This is a genomic window from Streptomyces sp. CB02366, from assembly GCF_001905905.1.
Lineage (GTDB): Bacteria > Actinomycetota > Actinomycetes > Streptomycetales > Streptomycetaceae > Streptomyces.
The window spans coordinates 41,071-59,581 of sequence record NZ_LIVT01000011.1; the positions used below are offsets into that span (position 1 = coordinate 41,071).

General features: G+C 70.5%; 18 protein-coding genes. 10 read left to right on the forward strand and 8 right to left on the reverse strand.

The features are described 5' to 3' along the window. Positions 1-418 precede the first annotated feature (418 nt). The 5 genes from AMK24_RS25395 (at position 419) to AMK24_RS34890 (ending at position 3,256) form a co-directional block, all read left to right on the forward strand. Positions 419-610, forward strand: a complete 192-nt coding sequence (locus AMK24_RS25395) for a hypothetical protein (protein ID WP_073771199.1) — start codon at positions 419-421, stop codon at positions 608-610. Continuing rightward, the gene (locus tag AMK24_RS25400; RefSeq protein WP_073771200.1) at positions 594-1,118 is read left to right on the forward strand and encodes a DUF6879 family protein; all 525 of its coding nucleotides are present in this window, start codon (positions 594-596) and stop codon (positions 1,116-1,118) included. Before AMK24_RS25395 ends, AMK24_RS25400 begins: the two co-directional genes overlap by 17 nt. Further along, positions 1,115-1,945: a helix-turn-helix domain-containing protein gene (locus tag AMK24_RS25405; RefSeq protein WP_073771310.1), complete on the forward strand. Its 831-nt coding sequence runs from the start codon at positions 1,115-1,117 to the stop codon at positions 1,943-1,945. Before AMK24_RS25400 ends, AMK24_RS25405 begins: the two co-directional genes overlap by 4 nt. A 532-nt stretch (positions 1,946-2,477) precedes the next feature. Continuing rightward, positions 2,478-2,702: a DUF397 domain-containing protein gene (locus AMK24_RS25420; protein WP_073771203.1), complete on the forward strand. Its 225-nt coding sequence runs from the start codon at positions 2,478-2,480 to the stop codon at positions 2,700-2,702. Positions 2,703-2,788: 86 nt separating this feature from the next. Continuing rightward, positions 2,789-3,256, forward strand: coding sequence for a hypothetical protein (locus AMK24_RS34890; protein WP_073771204.1), 468 nt, complete (start codon positions 2,789-2,791; stop codon positions 3,254-3,256). 325 nt (positions 3,257-3,581) lie between these two features. Here AMK24_RS34890 and AMK24_RS25430 read toward each other — a convergent pair whose 3' ends face one another. Next, positions 3,582-4,754 (reverse strand): acyl-CoA dehydrogenase family protein, encoded by a 1,173-nt coding sequence (locus AMK24_RS25430; RefSeq protein ID WP_073771205.1) that lies wholly within the window; start codon positions 4,752-4,754, stop codon positions 3,582-3,584. 207 nt (positions 4,755-4,961) lie between these two features. On the opposite strand from AMK24_RS25430, the gene AMK24_RS25435 reads away from it, so the two are divergent. Both AMK24_RS25435 and AMK24_RS25440 read left to right on the forward strand, forming a co-directional pair. Continuing rightward, positions 4,962-6,305, forward strand: a complete 1,344-nt coding sequence (locus tag AMK24_RS25435) for a UDP-glucose dehydrogenase family protein (RefSeq protein ID WP_073771206.1) — start codon at positions 4,962-4,964, stop codon at positions 6,303-6,305. A 110-nt stretch (positions 6,306-6,415) separates the two neighbouring features. Continuing rightward, on the forward strand, positions 6,416-7,603 hold the full coding sequence (locus tag AMK24_RS25440) for a GDSL-type esterase/lipase family protein (protein WP_073771207.1): 1,188 nt from the start codon (positions 6,416-6,418) through the stop codon (positions 7,601-7,603). An 83-nt stretch (positions 7,604-7,686) separates the two neighbouring features. Here AMK24_RS25440 and AMK24_RS25445 read toward each other — a convergent pair whose 3' ends face one another. Genes AMK24_RS25445 through AMK24_RS25455 form a run of 3 tightly spaced genes read right to left on the reverse strand, consistent with a single transcriptional unit; the run spans position 7,687 to position 10,574 of the window. Continuing rightward, complete coding sequence (locus tag AMK24_RS25445) at positions 7,687-8,877, reverse strand: dipeptidase (protein WP_073771208.1); 1,191 nt, start codon at positions 8,875-8,877, stop codon at positions 7,687-7,689. A gap of 9 nt (positions 8,878-8,886) precedes the next feature. After that, on the reverse strand, positions 8,887-9,426 hold the full coding sequence (purE, locus tag AMK24_RS25450) for a 5-(carboxyamino)imidazole ribonucleotide mutase (protein WP_073771209.1): 540 nt from the start codon (positions 9,424-9,426) through the stop codon (positions 8,887-8,889). Beyond that, positions 9,423-10,574: a 5-(carboxyamino)imidazole ribonucleotide synthase gene (locus AMK24_RS25455; protein ID WP_073771210.1), complete on the reverse strand. Its 1,152-nt coding sequence runs from the start codon at positions 10,572-10,574 to the stop codon at positions 9,423-9,425. Before AMK24_RS25455 ends, purE begins: the two co-directional genes overlap by 4 nt. 174 nt (positions 10,575-10,748) lie before the next feature. Between AMK24_RS25455 and AMK24_RS25460 the strand changes: the two genes are divergently transcribed. Beyond that, the gene (locus AMK24_RS25460) at positions 10,749-11,270 is read left to right on the forward strand and encodes a GtrA family protein (RefSeq protein WP_073771211.1); all 522 of its coding nucleotides are present in this window, start codon (positions 10,749-10,751) and stop codon (positions 11,268-11,270) included. A gap of 164 nt (positions 11,271-11,434) precedes the next feature. Here the strand turns inward: AMK24_RS25460 and AMK24_RS25465 are convergent, their stop codons facing one another. Both AMK24_RS25465 and AMK24_RS25470 read right to left on the reverse strand, forming a co-directional pair. Then, a complete protein-coding gene (locus AMK24_RS25465; protein WP_073771212.1) occupies positions 11,435-12,700 on the reverse strand; it encodes an ATP-binding protein in 1,266 nt (421 codons plus the stop codon). Between the two features lie 55 nt (positions 12,701-12,755). Next, the gene (locus tag AMK24_RS25470; RefSeq protein ID WP_073771213.1) at positions 12,756-13,433 is read right to left on the reverse strand and encodes a response regulator transcription factor; all 678 of its coding nucleotides are present in this window, start codon (positions 13,431-13,433) and stop codon (positions 12,756-12,758) included. Positions 13,434-13,927: 494 nt separating this feature from the next. On the opposite strand from AMK24_RS25470, the gene AMK24_RS25475 reads away from it, so the two are divergent. Beyond that, positions 13,928-15,427 (forward strand): peptide MFS transporter, encoded by a 1,500-nt coding sequence (locus AMK24_RS25475; protein ID WP_073771214.1) that lies wholly within the window; start codon positions 13,928-13,930, stop codon positions 15,425-15,427. A 573-nt stretch (positions 15,428-16,000) separates the two neighbouring features. On the opposite strand, the gene AMK24_RS25480 is transcribed toward AMK24_RS25475, so the two are convergent. Next, complete coding sequence (locus tag AMK24_RS25480; RefSeq protein WP_073771215.1) at positions 16,001-16,492, reverse strand: ATP-binding protein; 492 nt, start codon at positions 16,490-16,492, stop codon at positions 16,001-16,003. 223 nt (positions 16,493-16,715) lie between these two features. Then, positions 16,716-17,084, reverse strand: coding sequence for an STAS domain-containing protein (locus tag AMK24_RS25485; RefSeq protein ID WP_073771216.1), 369 nt, complete (start codon positions 17,082-17,084; stop codon positions 16,716-16,718). A 284-nt stretch (positions 17,085-17,368) separates the two neighbouring features. Here AMK24_RS25485 and AMK24_RS25490 point away from each other — a divergent pair, with 284 nt between their 5' ends. Beyond that, on the forward strand, positions 17,369-18,331 hold the full coding sequence (locus tag AMK24_RS25490; protein WP_073771217.1) for an RNA polymerase sigma factor SigF: 963 nt from the start codon (positions 17,369-17,371) through the stop codon (positions 18,329-18,331). The last annotated feature ends 180 nt before the right edge of the window (positions 18,332-18,511 follow it).

Here is an 18,511-nt window from a genome sequence, read left to right on the forward strand (position 1 = left end):
AGGCGGGCAGTTCGCCGACAGGCCCTAGGGACGGCTCGTAGGCCCCCGGAGGGGCCCGGGGCCGCAAGAGGTGTCGTGCGAGGGGAAGTTGCGGCAGGTTGCGCGCCATCACGATGCGCTGGACCTGGTTCGTGCCCTCGCAGATCTGGATACTTCACGGGTTATACGGCGCTGACCTGCACGGATACCCCTCTTAGCGGAACCCTCCCCAGCGTTTCCCCATGATCGTCAGGAGGCTGCCCAGGTGGGCGCCGCACTGACGGTAGCCTCCCCGACCGGCCGGAGGAGCGGCAGGCTCCGGGGAGGTTACGCGGTTTCCCGTTCCGTCAACCGTGATCGCTTGACCCGCGCGCCCTGGCCTCGGGAGCATCAACCCAGATGCGGGGTACTGGCAGCAGGGGAGAGGGGAACCCAGACCATGAAGGTCACCAAGCTGGTCAGCACGTGCGACATCAAGGACTGCCCGACGATCTACGCGACGGATCGCGGCACGCTCTTGCTTCAGGGGGAGACTCCGACCGACCACGGGCTTCAGATTCCCGCTCACGAAACCCTGGTCGAGATCCCGATGGAATTGATCCAGAAGGCCATCCGTGACCACCTCATCTAGGACCCTCGGCGACCTCTTCGACACGTTCCAGCGTGAGGCGTTCCGGCTCGAAACCCTCGACGACTACAGCAAGTCGGGGAGCGTCGATGCCTACCACGCGTTCCTGGCCGGGGAGCCGCAGCCGGACGACTACAACGCGGGCTGGGTCGAAGAACTTCGCTCACACACCGGAAAAGGAAAACGGGTCTACCGGGTTCACATTCTGCGCCGCCCACTCACGGACTATCTCAGGTTCGAACTCGGGTGGGGGTACCAGAAGAACATGTCCGGGGGCGAGGAGTTCTTCATTCTCGACATCACCGATAGGCCAAGCATTCTAGAGGACGTGCCCGATTTCTGGCTCTTCGACTCCGAGTCCGTGGCCGTCATGAACTACGACGGCACCGGAAAGTACCTGAGTTCGGAAGTCCTGCCACCGGAACGCGCGCCGGAATTCGTCGGGCACCGTAACTTGGTGCTGGCGCACGCGGAGCCGTTCACCGAATGGTGGGCCGAGCACGGGACGTGAACAGGGCACAGCTCGGGGCCGCGCTGCGGGCCCTGCGAGTGGCGTCCGGCAAGGAAGCCAAGGCAGTGGCCCGCAGCGCCCTCATGTCTCCGTCCAAGCTTTCCAAGATCGAAAATGCCAAGCTCGCGGCCACCGCGACGGACGTAGAGCGCATCCTGACCGCCATCGGCGTCTCGGACGAGGTGAAGGCGGAGTACACCGAGGCTGCGCGGGCATCGGCAACGGAAGCGACGGCATGGCGCCTGCTGAAGCGCGGCGGAGTGCACAAGGGCCAGCAAGCCGCCAAGGCCCTTGAGGCCCAGATGTCCACGCTCCGGCTGTTCCAACCGGCCCTTGTGCCGGGGCTGCTCCAGACGCCGGAGTACATCCGTGCCGTCCTCCAGCGGCATGATCTGAGTGAGGACTCTCTCAACCGGACGATCAACGGCAGGCTGGAACGCCAAGCGGTCCTCTACGACAACACCAAGTCACTGCGGTTCATAATCACAGAGCCTGTCCTACGGTGGCGCATCGTCCGGCCACAGATGATGGCGGCACAGCTCGATCGAATCGTTTCCATTTCCCGCCTGTCTCATGTGGACATCCGCATAGTCCCCTTGAGGATTCATCAGGACGATATTGCGAATCACGCGTTCGTCATCCGCGACAACCGAATGGTCACGGTGGAGACCGTCCACGCTGAGGTTGTCGTAACGGATCCAAGGGACGTAGGTCTATACGTCGAGAAGTTCGAGGGATTCGAACGGGTGGCGCTGTCCGGTGACGACATGCGGAGCTTGGTCGAAGGAATCCGCGACGACTTTTTGCGGGAACAGGAAACAGGCTAGAGCTGCCTCCGCAGCCCGCCGAAGATGGCACCATGGAGAGCGAAGAGAGAACTTCGGATCCTGGAACCCACACAACAGCAGGGACGTGCCTGTCTGAGCCACCGCGCGAGCCGTCACCCAAACCCGGTTGCGCTGACTGTCTCTCGATATCGGTAGCCGGCGAGAACGCCCGCTCCACGTTCGACTACAGCGCCGTATCGGACGCCGACGTACGGATGCGCCAGCACCACGCAGAGGCGCACGCGTCATGAGAAAGGGAGCGGGCTCAAGGCTCTTCGCCGATCGCCCCCTGATGACCCTGCGGGTCTCTCGCGATTCAGGGCAGACCTGGGGGCCGGAGCAAGCCGTGGCCACGACGGGCGATCTTCCGCCGCTGCTCACAAGCGCTTGGCCGCCATGCGAGTGCTGGCGGTGCACGGAACGCGGCCAAGGTTCCGGACGCTGAAGTCTCTCCCTGTCCTCCCTTGAACTCCCGCCCGGACTGGGCGGCGGTCAGCCATGGCCGCGATTAGTTGAGCAGGAAGGTGCAGTAATGCCGAACGGAACCGACCTGTACGGGCTCGACATCGACGGGGCCTCGTTCGTGAAGGCGTGCGGCGGCCCCTGTACCGAGGGGTGCGTGACCCTGGCCCGAATCGGTGAGAACGCCTGGGCCCTGGGCGACAGCAAGCGGCCAGACGCGCAGCCGCTGCGGTTCACCTCGGAGGAGCTGGACGCGGCGGGCATCGACCCGGCGCGCTTCGGCCTGAACGTCTGATCCTCCCCCTCCCGTCAGCCGGGCCGGGTCCATCCCCCGTCCCTGGGCCCGTTCCCGGCTGGCACTTCTCGAAACGGGAACGAGTCGTGCACCACCATGGCTATCTGTGGACCGGCCCGAAAGAACGCTTCGACAACGAGGCCCTTCGGCGGCCCCCGCACCCTGAGCCGCCCCCGGCCGGGAGTAGACCGGAGCTGATCCAGCGGTATCGGGAGGTGTCGGCCGAGTTCCCGACCGTTGACCTTCCGCCGCTGGAAACGGCGTACTGGCTCATCAAGCCGCGTTCGCTGGTTCGTAGCACGTGGGATGAGACGAAGGAAGCAGCGGCCTGGCTCGGGGAACGGTTGGCGGAGTACGCACCCCGGTTCGCGTCGGAGGCGGAGCGGGACAGCATCCGTCTAACGCTTCTCGTGAACGCCGCCGCTGAGCGGCTGAGGGAGGGCGGTGACGTGTCGCACGGCCTCTACCTCGAACGGCCCTCGTATCTGTCCCTGGCCGTCGTGACGTGCTCCCCGAATCGCTCGATGCCTGAACTGGCCTGTCCAGTCGGGTAGTCGAAGCGACAAGGAAGCCCCGAGCAGTGGCGGGGGCTTCTGCATTGGTTGGTTAGAGCAGTGCGCGGAAGGGGTTGGAATCGCTCACCGGTTCCTGCCGCACGAAGGCATTAGAGGTCGTCTGATCCGCGTACGACAACAGCCCCCGGCGTCGCGCCGGGGGCTGTGTTGTTTGTACAGGTCAGTGGCTGTTCTCGGCCCTGCGTCTGCCCAGGATCCCCCCCAGCACGACACCCAGGAACGGCCCCGATCGGGCTGCAACGGGCAGAAAGCCGAGGGGGTCCCTCCGGACCTTCAAAACAGCTTCTGACCTGCAAAAACCCTGCTAGGGAAGGTTCCTTGCCATGACGATCCGCTGGACCTGGTTCGTGCCTTCATAAATCTGCGTGATCTTGGCGTCGCGCATCATGCGCTCCACCGGGTAGTCCCGCGTGTAGCCGTAGCCGCCGAGCAGCTGGACGGCGTCCGTGGTGACCTCCATCGCGACGTCCGAGGCGAAGCACTTGGCCGCCGCGCCCTGGAAGGTGAGGCCTCCCTCTCCACCTCCGGCGGCGACGCGCTCCGACATGGCGGCGGCCGCGTACGTGAGCTGGCGGGCGGCCTCGATCTTCATCGCCATGTCCGCGAGCATGAACTGGATGCCCTGGAAGTCCGCGATCGGCTTGCCGAACTGCTTGCGCTCCCGGACGTAGCCCTTGGCGTAGTCCAGCGCGCCCTGGGCGATGCCGAGGGCCTGGGCCGCGATCGTGATGCGGGTGTGGTCCAGGGTCTTCATCGCGGTGGCGAAGCCCGTGCCCTCCTCGCCGATCATGCGGTCCGCGGGGATGCGGACGTTGTCGAGGTAGACCTCACGGGTCGGGGAGCCCTTGATGCCGAGCTTCTTCTCCGGGGCCCCGAAGGAGACGCCCTCGTCGGACTTCTCGACGACGAACGCGGAGATGCCCTTGGAGCGCTTGGCCGGGTCGGTGACGGCCATGACCGTGTAGTACTCGGAGACGCCCGCGTTGGTGATCCAGCGCTTCACGCCGTCGAGGACCCAGAAGTCGCCGTCGCGCACGGCCTTCGTCTTCATGCCCGCCGCGTCCGAACCGGCGTCCGGCTCGGAGAGGGCGTACGAGAACAGCGCGTCGCCCTTGGCGAGCGGGCCCAGGTACTTGGCCTTCAGCTCCTCGGAACCGGAGAGGATCACCGGGAGCGAGCCGAGCTTGTTGACGGCCGGGATGAGGGAGGAGGAGGCGCAGGCGCGGGCCACCTCCTCGATCACGATGACCGTGGCGAGCGCGTCGGCGCCGGCGCCGCCGTACTCCTCCGGGACGTGCACGGCGTGCAGGTCCGAGGCGACCAGGGCGTCCAGCGCCTCCTGCGGGAAGCGGCTCTCCTCGTCGACCGCGGCGGCGAAGGGGGCGATCTTCGACTCGGCGAGCGCGCGGATAGTCTCGCGGAGCATGTCGTGCTCCTCGGCCGGACGGTACAGGTCGAAATCGGTCGAACCCGCCAAGACGCTCACTCCCCAGATGCTAACTACCGTTAAGTAACCCAATTTTAGTGCGCCGACCGCCCGACGGCCTACGCGACGAGCACGTGAGCTTGCCGACAGAGGTGGCACATGAGGAAGGTGCCGGGCGTTTCGGGCGGTGAATTCCGGCTTCCGGGTCCACGACTATGCTCGGTCCGCACGTCTGTCCGCATCTCCCAGGAGCACTCCATGGCCCTCAGGATCACTGTGATCGGCACCGGCTACCTCGGCGCCACCCATGCCGCCGCCATGGCCGAGCTGGGCTTCGAGGTCCTGGGGCTCGACGTCGTGCCGGAGAAGATCGAGCTGCTCTCCACCGGACGCGTTCCGATGTACGAGCCGGGGCTGGAGGAGATGCTCCAGCGGCACGTGGCCGGTATCGAGGGCTCCACCGGGCGGCTGCGCTTCACCACCTCCTGGGAGGAGGTCGCCGAGTTCGGCGACGTCCACTTCGTCTGTGTGAACACTCCGCAGAAGCACGGCGAGTACGCCTGCGACATGAGCCACGTCGACAGCGCCTTCGAGTCGCTGGCCCCGCACCTGGAGCGGCCCGCCCTCGTCGTCGGCAAGTCGACCGTTCCCGTGGGCTCGGCCGCCCGTCTCGCGGACCGGCTCGCCGAGCTGGCCCCGGCCGGGGCGGGGGCCGAGCTGGCCTGGAACCCGGAGTTCCTCCGCGAGGGCTTCGCCGTGAAGGACACCCTGCACCCCGACCGGATCGTCGTCGGCGTCACGAGCGAGCGGGCCGAGAAGGTGCTGCGCGAGGTGTACGCCGTGCCGATCGCGGAGGGTGCGCCGTTGGTGGTGACCGACTTCCCGACCGCCGAGCTGGTGAAGACCTCCGCCAACTCCTTCCTCGCCACCAAGATCTCCTTCATCAACGCGATGGCGGAGGTCTGCGAGGCGGCCGACGGGGACGTCGTGAAGCTCGCGGAGGCCATCGGCCACGACGAGCGCATCGGGAAGAAGTTCCTGCGGGCAGGGATCGGCTTCGGCGGCGGCTGCCTGCCCAAGGACATCCGCGCCTTCATGGCCCGCGCCGGGGAGCTGGGCGCCGACCAGGCCCTCACCTTCCTCCGCGAGGTCGACTCCATCAACATGCGCCGCCGTGGCCACATGGTCGAGCTGGCCCGGGAGGCGGTGGGCGGCGGCTCGTTCCTCGGCACGCGGGTGGGGGTGCTGGGCGCCGCGTTCAAGCCCGACTCCGACGACGTACGCGACTCCCCCGCGCTCAACGTCGCCGGGCAGATCCACCTCCAGGGCGGTCAGGTCACCGTGTTCGACCCGAAGGGGATGGACAACGCCCGGCGGCTGTTCCCGACCCTGGGCTACGCGGACTCGGCCCTGGAGGCGGTGCGCGGCGCGGACGTGGTGCTGCACCTGACGGAGTGGCGCGAGTTCCGTGAGCTGGACCCGGCCGAGCTGGGCGAGGCGGCCGCCCGCCGGATCATCCTGGACGGCCGCAACGCCCTGGACAGCGCGGTCTGGCGCGAGGCCGGATGGACCTACCGCGCGATGGGCCGCCCGAAGGCGTAGGGGCCGCCCGGCGGGCCCGGACCGGGTCCGCGCCCGTCCCTCTGACGCCTCCCGGATCCTCCTTCCCGTCGTACCGCATCGCCCCCGGGCCCGGCGGACAGGCTGAGGGCATGGACGACGCCTGCGACTGGATCAGCTCCCCCCTCACCGACGACCTGCTGCGCGGCGCGCTCGAAGTGGAGCGCACCGCGCGCGGCGGCCTCCTCCCCCACCGGCTGCCCGCCCCGGCCCGCGCCCGGGCCGGCGGTGATCCCCAGGTCGCCCAGGCGGAGGCGCAGCCGTCCGGGGTGCGGGTGGTGTTCCGTACCCGGGCCACCGCCGTGGCGCTCGACGTCCGGCGCACGGTGACGGGCCACCCGGGCCTCCCGCCCCTCCCGAACGGGGCGTACGACCTGTACGTCGACGGGGAGCCGGCCGGGCGGGCCACCGCGAGCGGCGGCGACGTGCTGATGGTGGACCTCTCCGACGGGACGCGGGAGCTGTTCCCCGGCGCCCCCGGGTCCGTCGCCTTCACCGGGCTGCCCGCGCGGGAGAAGAGCGTCGAGATCTGGCTGCCGTACACCGAGACCGTCGAACTGCTCGGGCTGCGCACCGACGCGCCCGTGGCCCCGGAGGGCCCGAGCGGGCGGCGGGTCTGGCTGCATCACGGCAGCTCCATCAGCCAGGGCTCGTGCGCGGACAGCTCCGCCACCGCCTGGCCCGCCCTGGCCGCCGCGGCGGGGGGCGTGGACCTGGTCAACCTCTCCCTGGCGGGCGGCGCGCTCCTCGACCCGTTCACCGCGCGCGCCCTGCGGGACACCCCGGCCGACCTGGTCAGCGTCAAGATCGGCATCAACCTGGTGGGCGCCGACGCGATGCGGCTGCGCGCGTTCGGGCCCGCCGTGCACGGTTTCCTGGACACGGTGCGCGAGGGTCATCCCACCGCGCCGCTGCTGGTGGTCTCGCCGGTCCTGTGCCCCGCCCACGAGGACACCCCGGGCCCCACCGCGCCGGACGTGAGGGGGGACGGGGTGGTGTTCACGGCGCTGGGCGACCCGGCGGAGACGGCCTCCGGCAAGCTGACGCTGCGCGTCGTACGGGAGGAGCTGGCCCGGATCACGGCGGAGCGGGCGGCGTCGGACCCGTACCTCTTCCATCTGGACGGGCGCGTCCTGTACGGCGAGGCGGACCACGCCGAACTGCCGCTGCCCGACCGCCTGCACCCGGACGCCGCCGCCCACCGCCGCATGGGCGAGCGCTTCGGGGCGTTCGCCTTCGGTCCGGGCGGACCGTTCGCGGCGGTGGGCGGGCGGGGCTGACCGCAACGGCTCCTGGGGCGTGTTGCGAAAGTCCCGCCTGCTCGGCGGCGTCCGGGCGGACGACGCTCCTTTCGCAACACGCCCTAGTGGACGCCGTCGAGCTCCGCGATCGTCGCGTGGGAGGGGCCGCGCCGGCTCTGCTCGTCGCGGGCCACGGCCTCCGCGTCGCGCAGCACCCGTACGGCGTTGCGCCAGGTCAGCTTGGCGAGGTCGCCCTCGGACCAGTGCCGCCGCAGCAGCTCCGCGATGAGGTTCGGGTAGCCGGAGACGTCCTCCAGGCCGCGCGGGGTGAACGCCGTGCCGTCGTAGTCGCCGCCGATGCCGATGTGGTCGATGCCCGCGACCGCGCGCATGTGGTCCAGGTGGTCGGCGATGGTGGCGACCGTGGCCTCGGGGCGCGGGTGGGCGGCCTCGAAGTCCTCGTGGATGCGCATGGCCTGGGGGGTGGTGTCCAGGTGGTGCAGGCCGTGCTCGCGCATGTTGCGGTCGGCGGCCAGCGTCCAGGCGACGGCCTCGGGGAGCACGAACTTCGGCACGAAGGTCGCCATCGCGACGCCCCCGTTGGCCGGGAGGGCCGCGAGCACGTCGTCGGGGATGTTGCGCGGGTGGTCGCACACGGCCCGGGCCGAGGAGTGCGAGAAGATCACCGGCGCGGTGCTGGTGGCGAGCGCGTCGCGCATGACGCCGTCCGCGACGTGGCTGAGGTCGACCAGCATGCCGACGCGGTTCATCTCGCGGACGACCTCGTGGCCGAAGGCGGAGAGGCCGCCGAGGCGCGGCAGGTCCGTGGCGCTGTCGGCCCAGTCGATGTTGTCGTTGTGGGTGAGCGTCATGTAGCGGACGCCCAGGTCGTACAGGGCGCGCAGGGTGCCCAGCGAGTTGTTGACGGAGTGGCCGCCCTCGGCCCCCATCAGGGAGGCGATCCGGCCTTCGGCGCGGGCCCGCTCCAGGTCGTCGGCGGTGAGCGCGCGCCGCAGGTACGTCGGGTAGCGGGCGATCAGCTCGCCGACGACGTCGATCTGCTCCAGGGTGGCGCTGACGGCCGCGTCCCCGGTCAGGTCGGTGCGGACGTAGACCGACCAGAACTGGCCGCCGACCCCGCCGGCCCGCAGCCGGTTCAGGTCGGTGTGGAGCAGTCCGCGCTGGTCGGCGGCGATGTCCCGGGCGTCGAGGTCGTAGCCGACCTGTTCGCGCAGGGCCCAGGGGAGGTCGTTGTGGCCGTCGACGACGGGGTGGGCGGCGAGCAGTTCGCGGGCGCGGGCGAGGTGGTCCATGTGCCGCCCCTACTTTCCGAAGCCGAAGGCCTCGGCGCCCTGGGCCTTGGCGCGCAGCCGCTTGCCCTTCTCCGTGGCCTGGTCGTTCAGCTCCTGCAGGAACTCCTCCATCCGCTCCTGGAGCGCGGGGTCGGAGGCGGCCAGGATGCGCGCGGCCAGCAGGCCCGCGTTGCGGGCGCCGCCGACGGAGACGGTGGCGACGGGAACCCCGGCCGGCATCTGGACGATGGAGAGCAGGCTGTCCATGCCGTCCAGGTACTTCAGCGGCACCGGCACGCCGATGACCGGCAGCGGGGTGACGGAGGCCAGCATGCCGGGCAGGTGGGCGGCGCCGCCCGCGCCCGCGATGATCGCCTTCAGACCGCGGCCCGCGGCCCGCTCGCCGTACGCGATCATCTCGCGCGGCATGCGGTGGGCGGAGACGACGTCGACCTCGTACGGGATCTCGAACTCGTCGAGCGCCTTGGCGGCGGCCTCCATGACCGGCCAGTCGGAGTCCGAGCCCATGACGACGCCGATCACGGGCGCCGGTGCGGAGGGGGAAGTCATTCGGTGATCGTTCCTCGCAGGTAGTCGGCCGCGTGCCGGGCGCGCTCCCGCACGTCCGCCAGATCGTCGCCGTAGGTGTTGACGTGTCCGACCTTGCGGCCGGGCTTCACGTCCTTGCCGTACATGTGGATCTTGAGCTGCGGATCGCGGGCCATGCAGTGCAGGTACCCCTGGTACATGTCCGGGTAGTCGCCGCCCAGGACGTTGCACATGACCGTCCAGGGGGCGCGGGGGCGCGGGTCGCCGAGCGGGAGGTCGAGGACGGCCCGGACGTGGTTGGCGAACTGGGAGGTGATCGCGCCGTCCATGGTCCAGTGGCCGGAGTTGTGCGGGCGCATCGCCAGTTCGTTGACCAGGATGCCGGGCTTCCCGTCGGGGCCGCGGGTCTCGAACAGCTCGACCGCGAGGTGTCCGACGACGCCCAGCTCGGCGGCGATACGGAGCGCCAGCTGCTGGGCCTCGCCGGCCAGCTCCTCGTCCAGCCCGGGGGCCGGGGCGATCACGGTGTCGCAGACGCCGTCGACCTGGACCGACTCGACGACCGGGTAGGCGACGGCCTGGCCGTGCGGCGAGCGGACGATGTTCGCCGCCAGCTCCCGTACGAAGTCGACCTTCTCCTCCGCGAGGACCGGGACCCCGGCGCGGAAGGGCTCGGCCGCGTCCGCCTCGGAGCGGACCACCCACACGCCCTTGCCGTCGTAGCCGCCGCGCACGGTCTTGAGGATGACGGGGAAGCCGCCGACCTCCTCGGCGAACGCGGCGGCGTCGGCCGGGTCGCCCACGATGCGGTGGCGGGGGCAGGGGGCGCCGATCTCCGTGAGCCGGGCGCGCATCACCCCCTTGTCCTGGGCGTGCACCAGGGCGTCGGGGCCGGGGCGCACGGGGATGCCGTCCGCCTCCAGGGCCCGCAGGTGCTCGGTCGGCACGTGCTCGTGATCGAAGGTGATCACGTCGCAGCCGCGAGCGAAGGCGCGCAGGGTGTCCAGGTCGCGATAGTCGCCGATGACGACCTCGCTCACGACCTGGGCCGCCGAGTCCTGGGGGGTGTCACTGAGCAGCTTGAATGTCAGGCCGAGGGGGATGCCCGCCTCGTGGGTCATGCGGGCGAGCTGACCGCCGCCGACCATGCCGACTACCGGGAACGTCACGCCCCCAGGGTATCCGCCACGCCGGTGGTTCCCGGACGGCCGGACGGGCGCCCCCCGGCCACCGCTCCGCCCGCTCACGGGCGTCACACATGCGGGCTGGTTAGCATGGCGGGGTTGACGTGGTTGCGTCGACACCACGGAGACGCCTTCCAACGGACGGGGCCAGCGATCACCATGAGCGAACGGGGCGCACTGCGGACCCGGCTTGACGCCCTGGCCCGGGAGGTCGCCAAGTTCGGCGCGGTCGGCGCCTTCGGCCTGCTGGTCAACATCGCGGTCTTCAACCTGCTGCGGCACACGACCGACCTCCAGGTGGTCCGGGCGAGCGTGCTGGCAACGTTCGTCGCGATCCTCTTCAACTACGTGGGCTTCCGCTACTGGACCTACCGGGAGCGCGACAAGACCGGCCGGACCCGTGAGCTGGCCCTCTTCCTGCTGTTCAGCGCGGCGGGCGCGGTGATCGAGACGGGCGTGCTGTACCTGGCGACGTACGGCTTCGGCTGGAACACCCCGGTCCAGAGCAACGTCTTCAAGGTCGTCGGCATCGGGATCGCCACCCTGTTCCGCTTCTGGTCCTACCGGACCTGGGTCTTCAAGACCCTGCCCGCCAAGGAGGCCGTGCTGAACGCGGAGCGGTTTCTGGAGCAGCGCCGACCGGTCGAGGAGCGAGTGACTCCGGGCCCCGTGCGGAACTGAGCCCCGTACGGAACTCATCTCCCGGCTCCCGCAGAAAACCGCCGCGCCCCTCCGCGCGGGCTCCCGTGCTCCGCGTACGGCCCCTCGGCCCCTCCCGTACGGGGCCCCCTCCGGTACGCGCCCGGCCGCCCCGGTGCGGAGCCGGGCCGGCGCCCCGTCGTCGTTCAGCGCACCGGGCGCTCGGGGGCGTCCCGGTTCGCCGGGGTCCTGCTGAGGAAGAGCGCGAAGACCGCCGGATGCTGCTGCAGCAGCTCCAGCCGTCCGCCGTCCGCCTCCGCGAGGTCGCGGGCGACCGCCAGGCCGATGCCGGTGGAGTTGCGGCCGCTGATGGTCCGCTCGAAGATCCGCGCCCCCAGTTCGGCGGGGACACCGGGGCCCTCGTCGGTGACCTCGATGACCGCCTGGTTGCCGGTGACCCGGGTGCGCAGGGCGACGGTGCCGCCGCCGTGCATGAGGGAGTTCTCGATCAGCGCCGCCAGGACCTGGGCGACCGCCCCCGGAGTGCCGACGGCCCGCAGCCCGTGCTTCCCGGAGCAGACGAGGGCGCGGCCGGCACTGCGGTAGGCCGGGCGCCACTCCTCGATCTGCTGTTTGACGATCTCGTCGAGGTCGAAGACGACGGCGGAGCCGGTGCGCGGGTCGCGGGAGTTCGTCAGGAGCCGTTCGACGACGTCGGTGAGGCGCTCCACCTGGGTGAGGGCGATGTTCGCCTCCTCCTTCACCGTGTCCGGGTCGTCGGTGACGGAGATCTCCTCGATCCGCATGGAGAGCGCGGTCAGCGGGGTCCGCAGCTGGTGCGAGGCGTCTGCGGCCAGCCGCCGCTCGGCGGTCAGCATCCGGGCGATCCGCTCGGCCGAGGCGTCGAGGACGTCGGCGACCCGGTCCAGCTCGGGCACTCCGTACCTCTTGTGGCGCGGGCGGGGGTCGCCGGAGCCCAGGCGCTCGGCGGTCTCGGCGAGGTCGGTGAGGGGGGAGGTCAGCCGGTTGGCCTGGCGTACGGCGAGCAGTACCGCCGAGACGATCGCCAGCAGCGCCACCGCCCCGATGATCAGGAGGGTGCGTCCGACCTCGCGGGTGACGGCCGAGCGGGACTCCTCGACGGTGACCGTCTCACCCCGCTCCCCCGTCTCGATGGCGCGCAGGACGCTGCCGGAAGGGCGCTCGCCGACGGCGATGGGCTCGCGGCCGGGGATCTCGACCAGCGCGTAGCGCTTGGGGTCGATCTGCTCGGCCAGCACCCCGGGGTTGATCCGCTCCTCCCCCAGCAGCCGGCTGTCGACCACGCTGATCAGCCGCAGCGCCTCGGACTCCACGCTCTCCTGGGCGCTGGCGCTGATGGTGCGCGTCTCCACGATCACCAGCGAGACGCCGAAGACGGCGATGACGACGAGCACCACGGCGAGCGTGGAGTTGATCAGCCGGCGGCGCATACCGGCCTCGGGGGGCCGCCGGAACGGTTCTCAGGGCGCATGGGGGCTTCGTACGTCAGCTTTTCTCGAACCGGAAGCCGACGCCCCGGACGGTGGCGATGTAGCGCGGGTTGGCCGCGTCGTCGCCGAGCTTCTTGCGCAGCCAGGAGATGTGCATGTCGAGCGTCTTGGTGGAGGACCACCAGGTGGTGTCCCATACCTCGCGCATCAGCTGGTCGCGGGTGACGACCCGCCCGGCGTCCCGGACCAGGACCCGCAGCAGGTCGAACTCCTTGGCGGTGAGCTGGAGCTCCTCCTCGCCCATCCAGGCCCGGTGCGACTCGACGTCGATCCTCACCCCGTGGGTGGCGGGCTGCGCGACGGGCTCGGAGGCCCCGCGGCGCAGCAGGGCGCGGACGCGGGCCAGCAGCTCGGCGAGCCGGAACGGCTTGGTGACGTAGTCGTCGGCGCCCGCGTCCAGGCCGACGACGGTGTCGACCTCGTCGGCGCGGGCCGTCAGCACGAGGATCGGGATGGTGTGGCCGTCGGCGCGGAGCCTGCGGGCGACTTCCAGCCCGTCCATCCCGGGCAGTCCCAGATCGAGGACGACCAGGTCGATGCCGCCCTGGAGTCCGGCGTCGAGCGCGGTCGGGCCGTCCTGGCGGACCTCGACCTCGTACCCCTCCCGCCGCAGTGCGCGGGCCAGGGGCTCCGAGATGGACGCGTCGTCCTCGGCGAGCAAAACACGGGTCATGGACTGATGGTAGTCCGGACGGGAAGGCGACGGTGAGGCCCGGGACGCGACCTACGGGTCAGCTCCACAAAGAGGACGGAGACCTTTGAATAGGGGAGTGCGGTTCCACGCGGGCCTGTGATCCATCTCTCAAGTCCTTCCATATCCGGTCGTGTCGTGTCGTATGGTGTCCCGACGCCTGTTGCACTACTCAAGGACCTTTGGGCAGCCATGAGCGCCAAAGGTCTCTTTTGTGTGCAGGGTCGGTTCCCGCCGGCCTTTTCGAGTGAATGACCTGTGAGCCGGGCCCGGAGCGCGAGGACGCGTACCGGGCGTGGATCCCGACGCGGTTCTTCCCCGCTCCGCCGCCGCATCTCCGCCAGGAGCCCGGCCGCGCGGAGCACGTCCCCCTCAGCAGGCGTGAGGGACGGGGTTCGGCCGCGCCGGTGCCGGCTGCCCCCCACCGGGCGCGTACTGCTCACGAGGCGTCGCGTCCCGACCAGCAAGGATCGATCATGGCGTCCAGCCTGACGAAGGATTCGCCCGGTTCCGGCGAGAAGACCTTCTTCGGCCACCCGCGCGGTATGGCCACCCTGTTCATGACGGAGATGTGGGAACGCTTCTCCTGGTACGGGATGCGCGCCATCCTCACCCTGTACTTGGTGGCCGCCGTGCTCGACGGCCCCCTGGAGGGCCGGGAGGCGCTCGCCGCCTCCATCTACGGCGTCTACAACGCCGTCGTCTACATGGCCGCGATGCCCGGCGGCTGGGTCGCCGACCGTCTCTGGGGCGCCCGCAAGGCCGTCCTGGTCGGCGGGATCATCATTGCGCTGGGCCACTTCACCCTGGCGCTGCCGAGCGACATCGCGTTCTTCATCGGCCTCGCGCTGATCGCGGCCGGTACGGGTCTGCTGAAGCCGAACATCTCCGCCATGGTGGGCGGCCTCTACGAGGGCCAGAGCAGCGCCCGCCGGGACGCCGGCTTCACACTCTTCTACATGGCGATCAACATCGGCGGCCTCGCCGCCCCGCTGCTGGTCGGCTACCTCGGCGAGCACGTCAACTGGCACCTCGGGTTCGGCGTCGCCGGTGTCGGCATGACCTTCGCGGTGATCCAGTACGCGCTGGGCTCCAAGTACCTCGGCGAGGTCGGCAAGCTCCCCGCCAAGCCCATCTCCCCCGAGGAGCGCCGCCGGACGCTGCGCAAGGTGGGCCTCTGGTCCGGCATCGCGGTCGCCGCGCTGCTGATCGACCTGGCGCTGGGCACGTACGACATCGAGCACATCGTCAACGTCCTGGCCGTGCTGGGCGTCGTCGTGCCGATCGTCTACTTCGTCACGATCTTCCGGGATCCGGCGCTGACCGCGGAGGACCGGCCGAAGATCAAGGCCTACGTGTGGTTCTTCATCACCGCCGTGCTCTTCTGGATGATCTACGACCAGTCCGGTTCGCTGCTGACGATCTTCGCGGACAACAAGACGGACCGCTTCATCGGCGGCTGGGAGTTCCCGGCCTCCTGGCTGCAGTCCGTCAACCCCGCCATGGTCATCGTCCTGGCCCCGATCTTCGCCGCGCTCTGGGTCAAGCTGGCCACGCGCAACCGTGAGCCCAGCACCCCGATGAAGTTCGCCCTGGCGATGCTCCTCATCGGCGGCTCCTTCGGCATCATGGGCCTGGCGGGCGCCGCCGCGGCCAACAGCGACACCGGCAAGGTCACCGTCTTCTGGCTGCTCGCCGTCTACCTGGCGCAGACCATGGGCGAGATGTGCCTCTCCCCGGTCGGCCTGTCGCTCTCCACGAAGCTGGCGCCGAAGATGTTCGTGGGCCAGATCATGGGCCTGTGGTTCCTGGCCACCTCGACGGGCAACGCCCTGAACGGCTGGACCACGAAGCTCAACGCCCCGCTGGGCGACGCGGCGTACTACACGTTGCAGGCGGTCGTGGCCGTCGCCGCGGGCCTCGCCTTCATGGTGGCGGGCCGCAAGATCCGCGCCCTGATGGGCGGCGTGAAGTAGGCACGGACGACACACCGCCCCGGACCGTACGGGGCGGACGACGGCGGGTCCGCACGAGGTTTCGTGCGGACCCGCCGTCGTGCGTCCGCCCGACGCCCGGCCGGGCGGACGCGGCCGGTTCCGGGGAGGCAGGCGGGCGGGGTACCGAGGACCGGCGGGCGAAGGGGGCGGGGGCGGCCGTACCAGGGGCCTCGCCGCGGCCCGGTGGGCGTCACCCCCCGGCGGTCGACGCCCACGGCCCCCGCGCGACGGGCGCGTCACGCCCCGCACGGGCGGGCACGGGCGAGCACGGCCGCCGACGGGCCGGCAGGGCGTTCGAGGTGGGGCCGGAGGCTGACGGGGAGAAGACGAAAAAAGCGCGCCGATCCGGCGCGCTCTCCCCATACGGGTACCTGGTGCGGGCGAGGGTCGCCGACGACGGCGTACGCGTACCCGGGGTGCGCCCGCGTACGGAACAGCGGGCCGTCCGGCGTACGGCGGTGGGGCGGCAGGCCGCGCGGCGCCGCCGGAGTCCGGCGGCGGAAGCGCCCCGAGGGCCGTTCCGCCGTCCCCGGCGGGCCGGCCCTCACACGGTCACGCGGGAGCGGCGAGCTCCGCCCAGACCGTCTTGCCCGGGGTGTCGGGCGAGCGCAGGACGCCCCAGTCGATACAGAGACGCTGCACGATGAACATGCCGTGGCCTCCGGGACGTCCGGCACGGTGCGGCGTACGGGGCGCGGGCTGCCCGGCCCCCCGGTCGACGACCTCCACGCGCAGCGCCTTGGGGGTGTGGCCGAGCCGCAGCTCCTCGGGGCCCTCCGCGTGCAGACAGGCGTTGGTCACCAGCTCGGAGACGACCAGCAGGACGTCCTCGGCGGCGGCCCGGCGATCGGCGGTGGCCGCCGGGAGCCAGCCCCAGTCGTGCAGGGCCTGCCGGGCGAAGTCACGGGCTGTCGGGACGATGCCGCTCGCCTGCGCCAGCGAGAGCGTGCGCCACTGCCGCTCGACCGGATCGGGCGAGGCCGAAGCCGCTCCGTCCGGCTCACGACCGAGGTCGCCCGGCGGATGCTGCCGGGTGGTGCTCATCAGCGCTTCACCTCACCGATTCGCCATGTCGCCATGTCGCCGTCGTAAAGAAAATGATCAGTTACCGCATGCGCCGGAACCTCTGCGAGGCGCCGATGGGGTGTCTCCTGCCCTGCCGTCCCGCAACAACACCCACTTGAAGCACACGATCGCGTACCGCCGCCGGTACGGCGCGTACCGCGTCGGACCGCGGGGACGTCCGCGACCGCGCGACCGTGCCGGATCAGGTGGCCAGCGCCTCGTCGAGGGTGGCGTGGACGGTGAAGACCGCCTCCGCCCCGGTGATCTCGAACACCCGCGCCACCACGGGCTGCATTCCGGCCAGGTGGACCTCGCCTCCGGCCGCCTCCGCCTTGAGGCGGGCGCCGAGCAGCACGTTCAACCCGGTGGAATCACAGAAATCCAGGCGAGAGCAGTCGACCACCAGGCGCACGCGCCCCTGCTCGACCGCACTCTCCAGAGGCTCCCGCAACAGATCGGCGGTGTGGTGATCCAGCTCACCCACCGGCGTCACGACCTCGTTGCGCCCCTCGGTCCGGGCCTCGACCTGAAGCCGACCCCGGTTCGCACTGCCGACCGTCCCGCGGTCCATGCCAGTCCCTCTTCGCCTTCGTCACCGTGCACGTCACTGCCTGTGCGGCTGAATGCCTAGCTGCCGCCGACGTCCGTGAAACAGTACGCGTTCCCTTCGCCCTGCGGTAGTCGGAGACCTCCACAAACCGGACATACGGCGGCAATTGGAGCTTGTCACTGCTGGCCGGAACCGGGTAAGGGTAGAGGGACACCCGAAACACGACCGGCTTTGGAGGCGCCGCTTCACCGCAGGAACACGTAGGGGCATCGGCAGCCATATGCCGAGAACGATGGAGGAGAACCATGTCACCCCGGCTCGACGGAGCGCGTACCCACTACGCGTCGTCGGCATGTCCTCAGGGACCGACCAATTCCGACTCCCCCGCCGCGAGTGCCGTTCCCGGCCCGCGCACCAGCACCACCTCAGACTTCTCCGGCCCGACCGGCGAGGGGCTCGAAGGACTCGAAGGACTTCCCGAGATCCCGCCGTACGCCGAAGTGGGCGCTCTGGACGCCAGGGCGCTGTCGAAGACGCTCTTCGAGCGGCTGGAGGCCCTGGAAGAGGGCACCCCGGAGTACAGCTACGTCCGCAACACCCTCGTCGAGCTGAACCTCGCGCTCGTCAAGTTCGCCGCCTCCCGGTTCCGCTCCCGCAGCGAACCGATGGAGGACATCGTCCAGGTCGGCACCATCGGCCTGATCAAGGCGATCGACCGGTTCGAGCTGAGCCGCGGGGTGGAGTTCCCCACCTTCGCGCTGCCGACGATCGTCGGCGAGATCAAGCGTTTCTTCCGGGACACCAGCTGGTCCGTGCGCGTGCCGCGCCGGCTCCAGGAGCTGCGGCTCGACCTGGCGAAGGCGGGCGACGAACTGGCCCAGCGGTTGGACCGCGCGCCCACCGTGGCGGAGCTGTCCGAGCGGCTCGGCATCACCCAGGACGAGGTCGTCGAGGGCATGTCCGCGAGCCACGCGTACACCGCCAGCTCGCTGGACGCCAAGCCCGAGGACGACGACGGCGAGGGCGCCCTCTCGGACCGCATCGGTTACGAGGACAACGGCCTCGAAGGCATCGAGTACGTGGAGTCCCTCAAGCCGCTGATCGCCGCGCTGTCCGCCCGGGACCGGATGATCCTCTCGCTCCGTTTCGTCAGCAACATGACGCAGTCGGAGATCGGCGAGGAACTGAACATCTCGCAGATGCACGTGTCCCGGCTGCTCTCGCGGACGCTCGCCAAGCTCCGCAAGGGGCTGACCGTGGACGAATGACGGGTACCGCCCGCCACGCCCCCCGGGGCGGCGGGCGCCGTCGAGCAGCACGGAAGGACCCGCCCCGGACCGCCGGGAGCGGGTCCTTCCGCGTGGTGGGCGCGGCGCCCCGGGGCCCTGGGGCGCCGGGGCGCCGTACCGTGCGCCGGTCGGGCCCCGTGCCCGGCCGGGTCGGCCGGG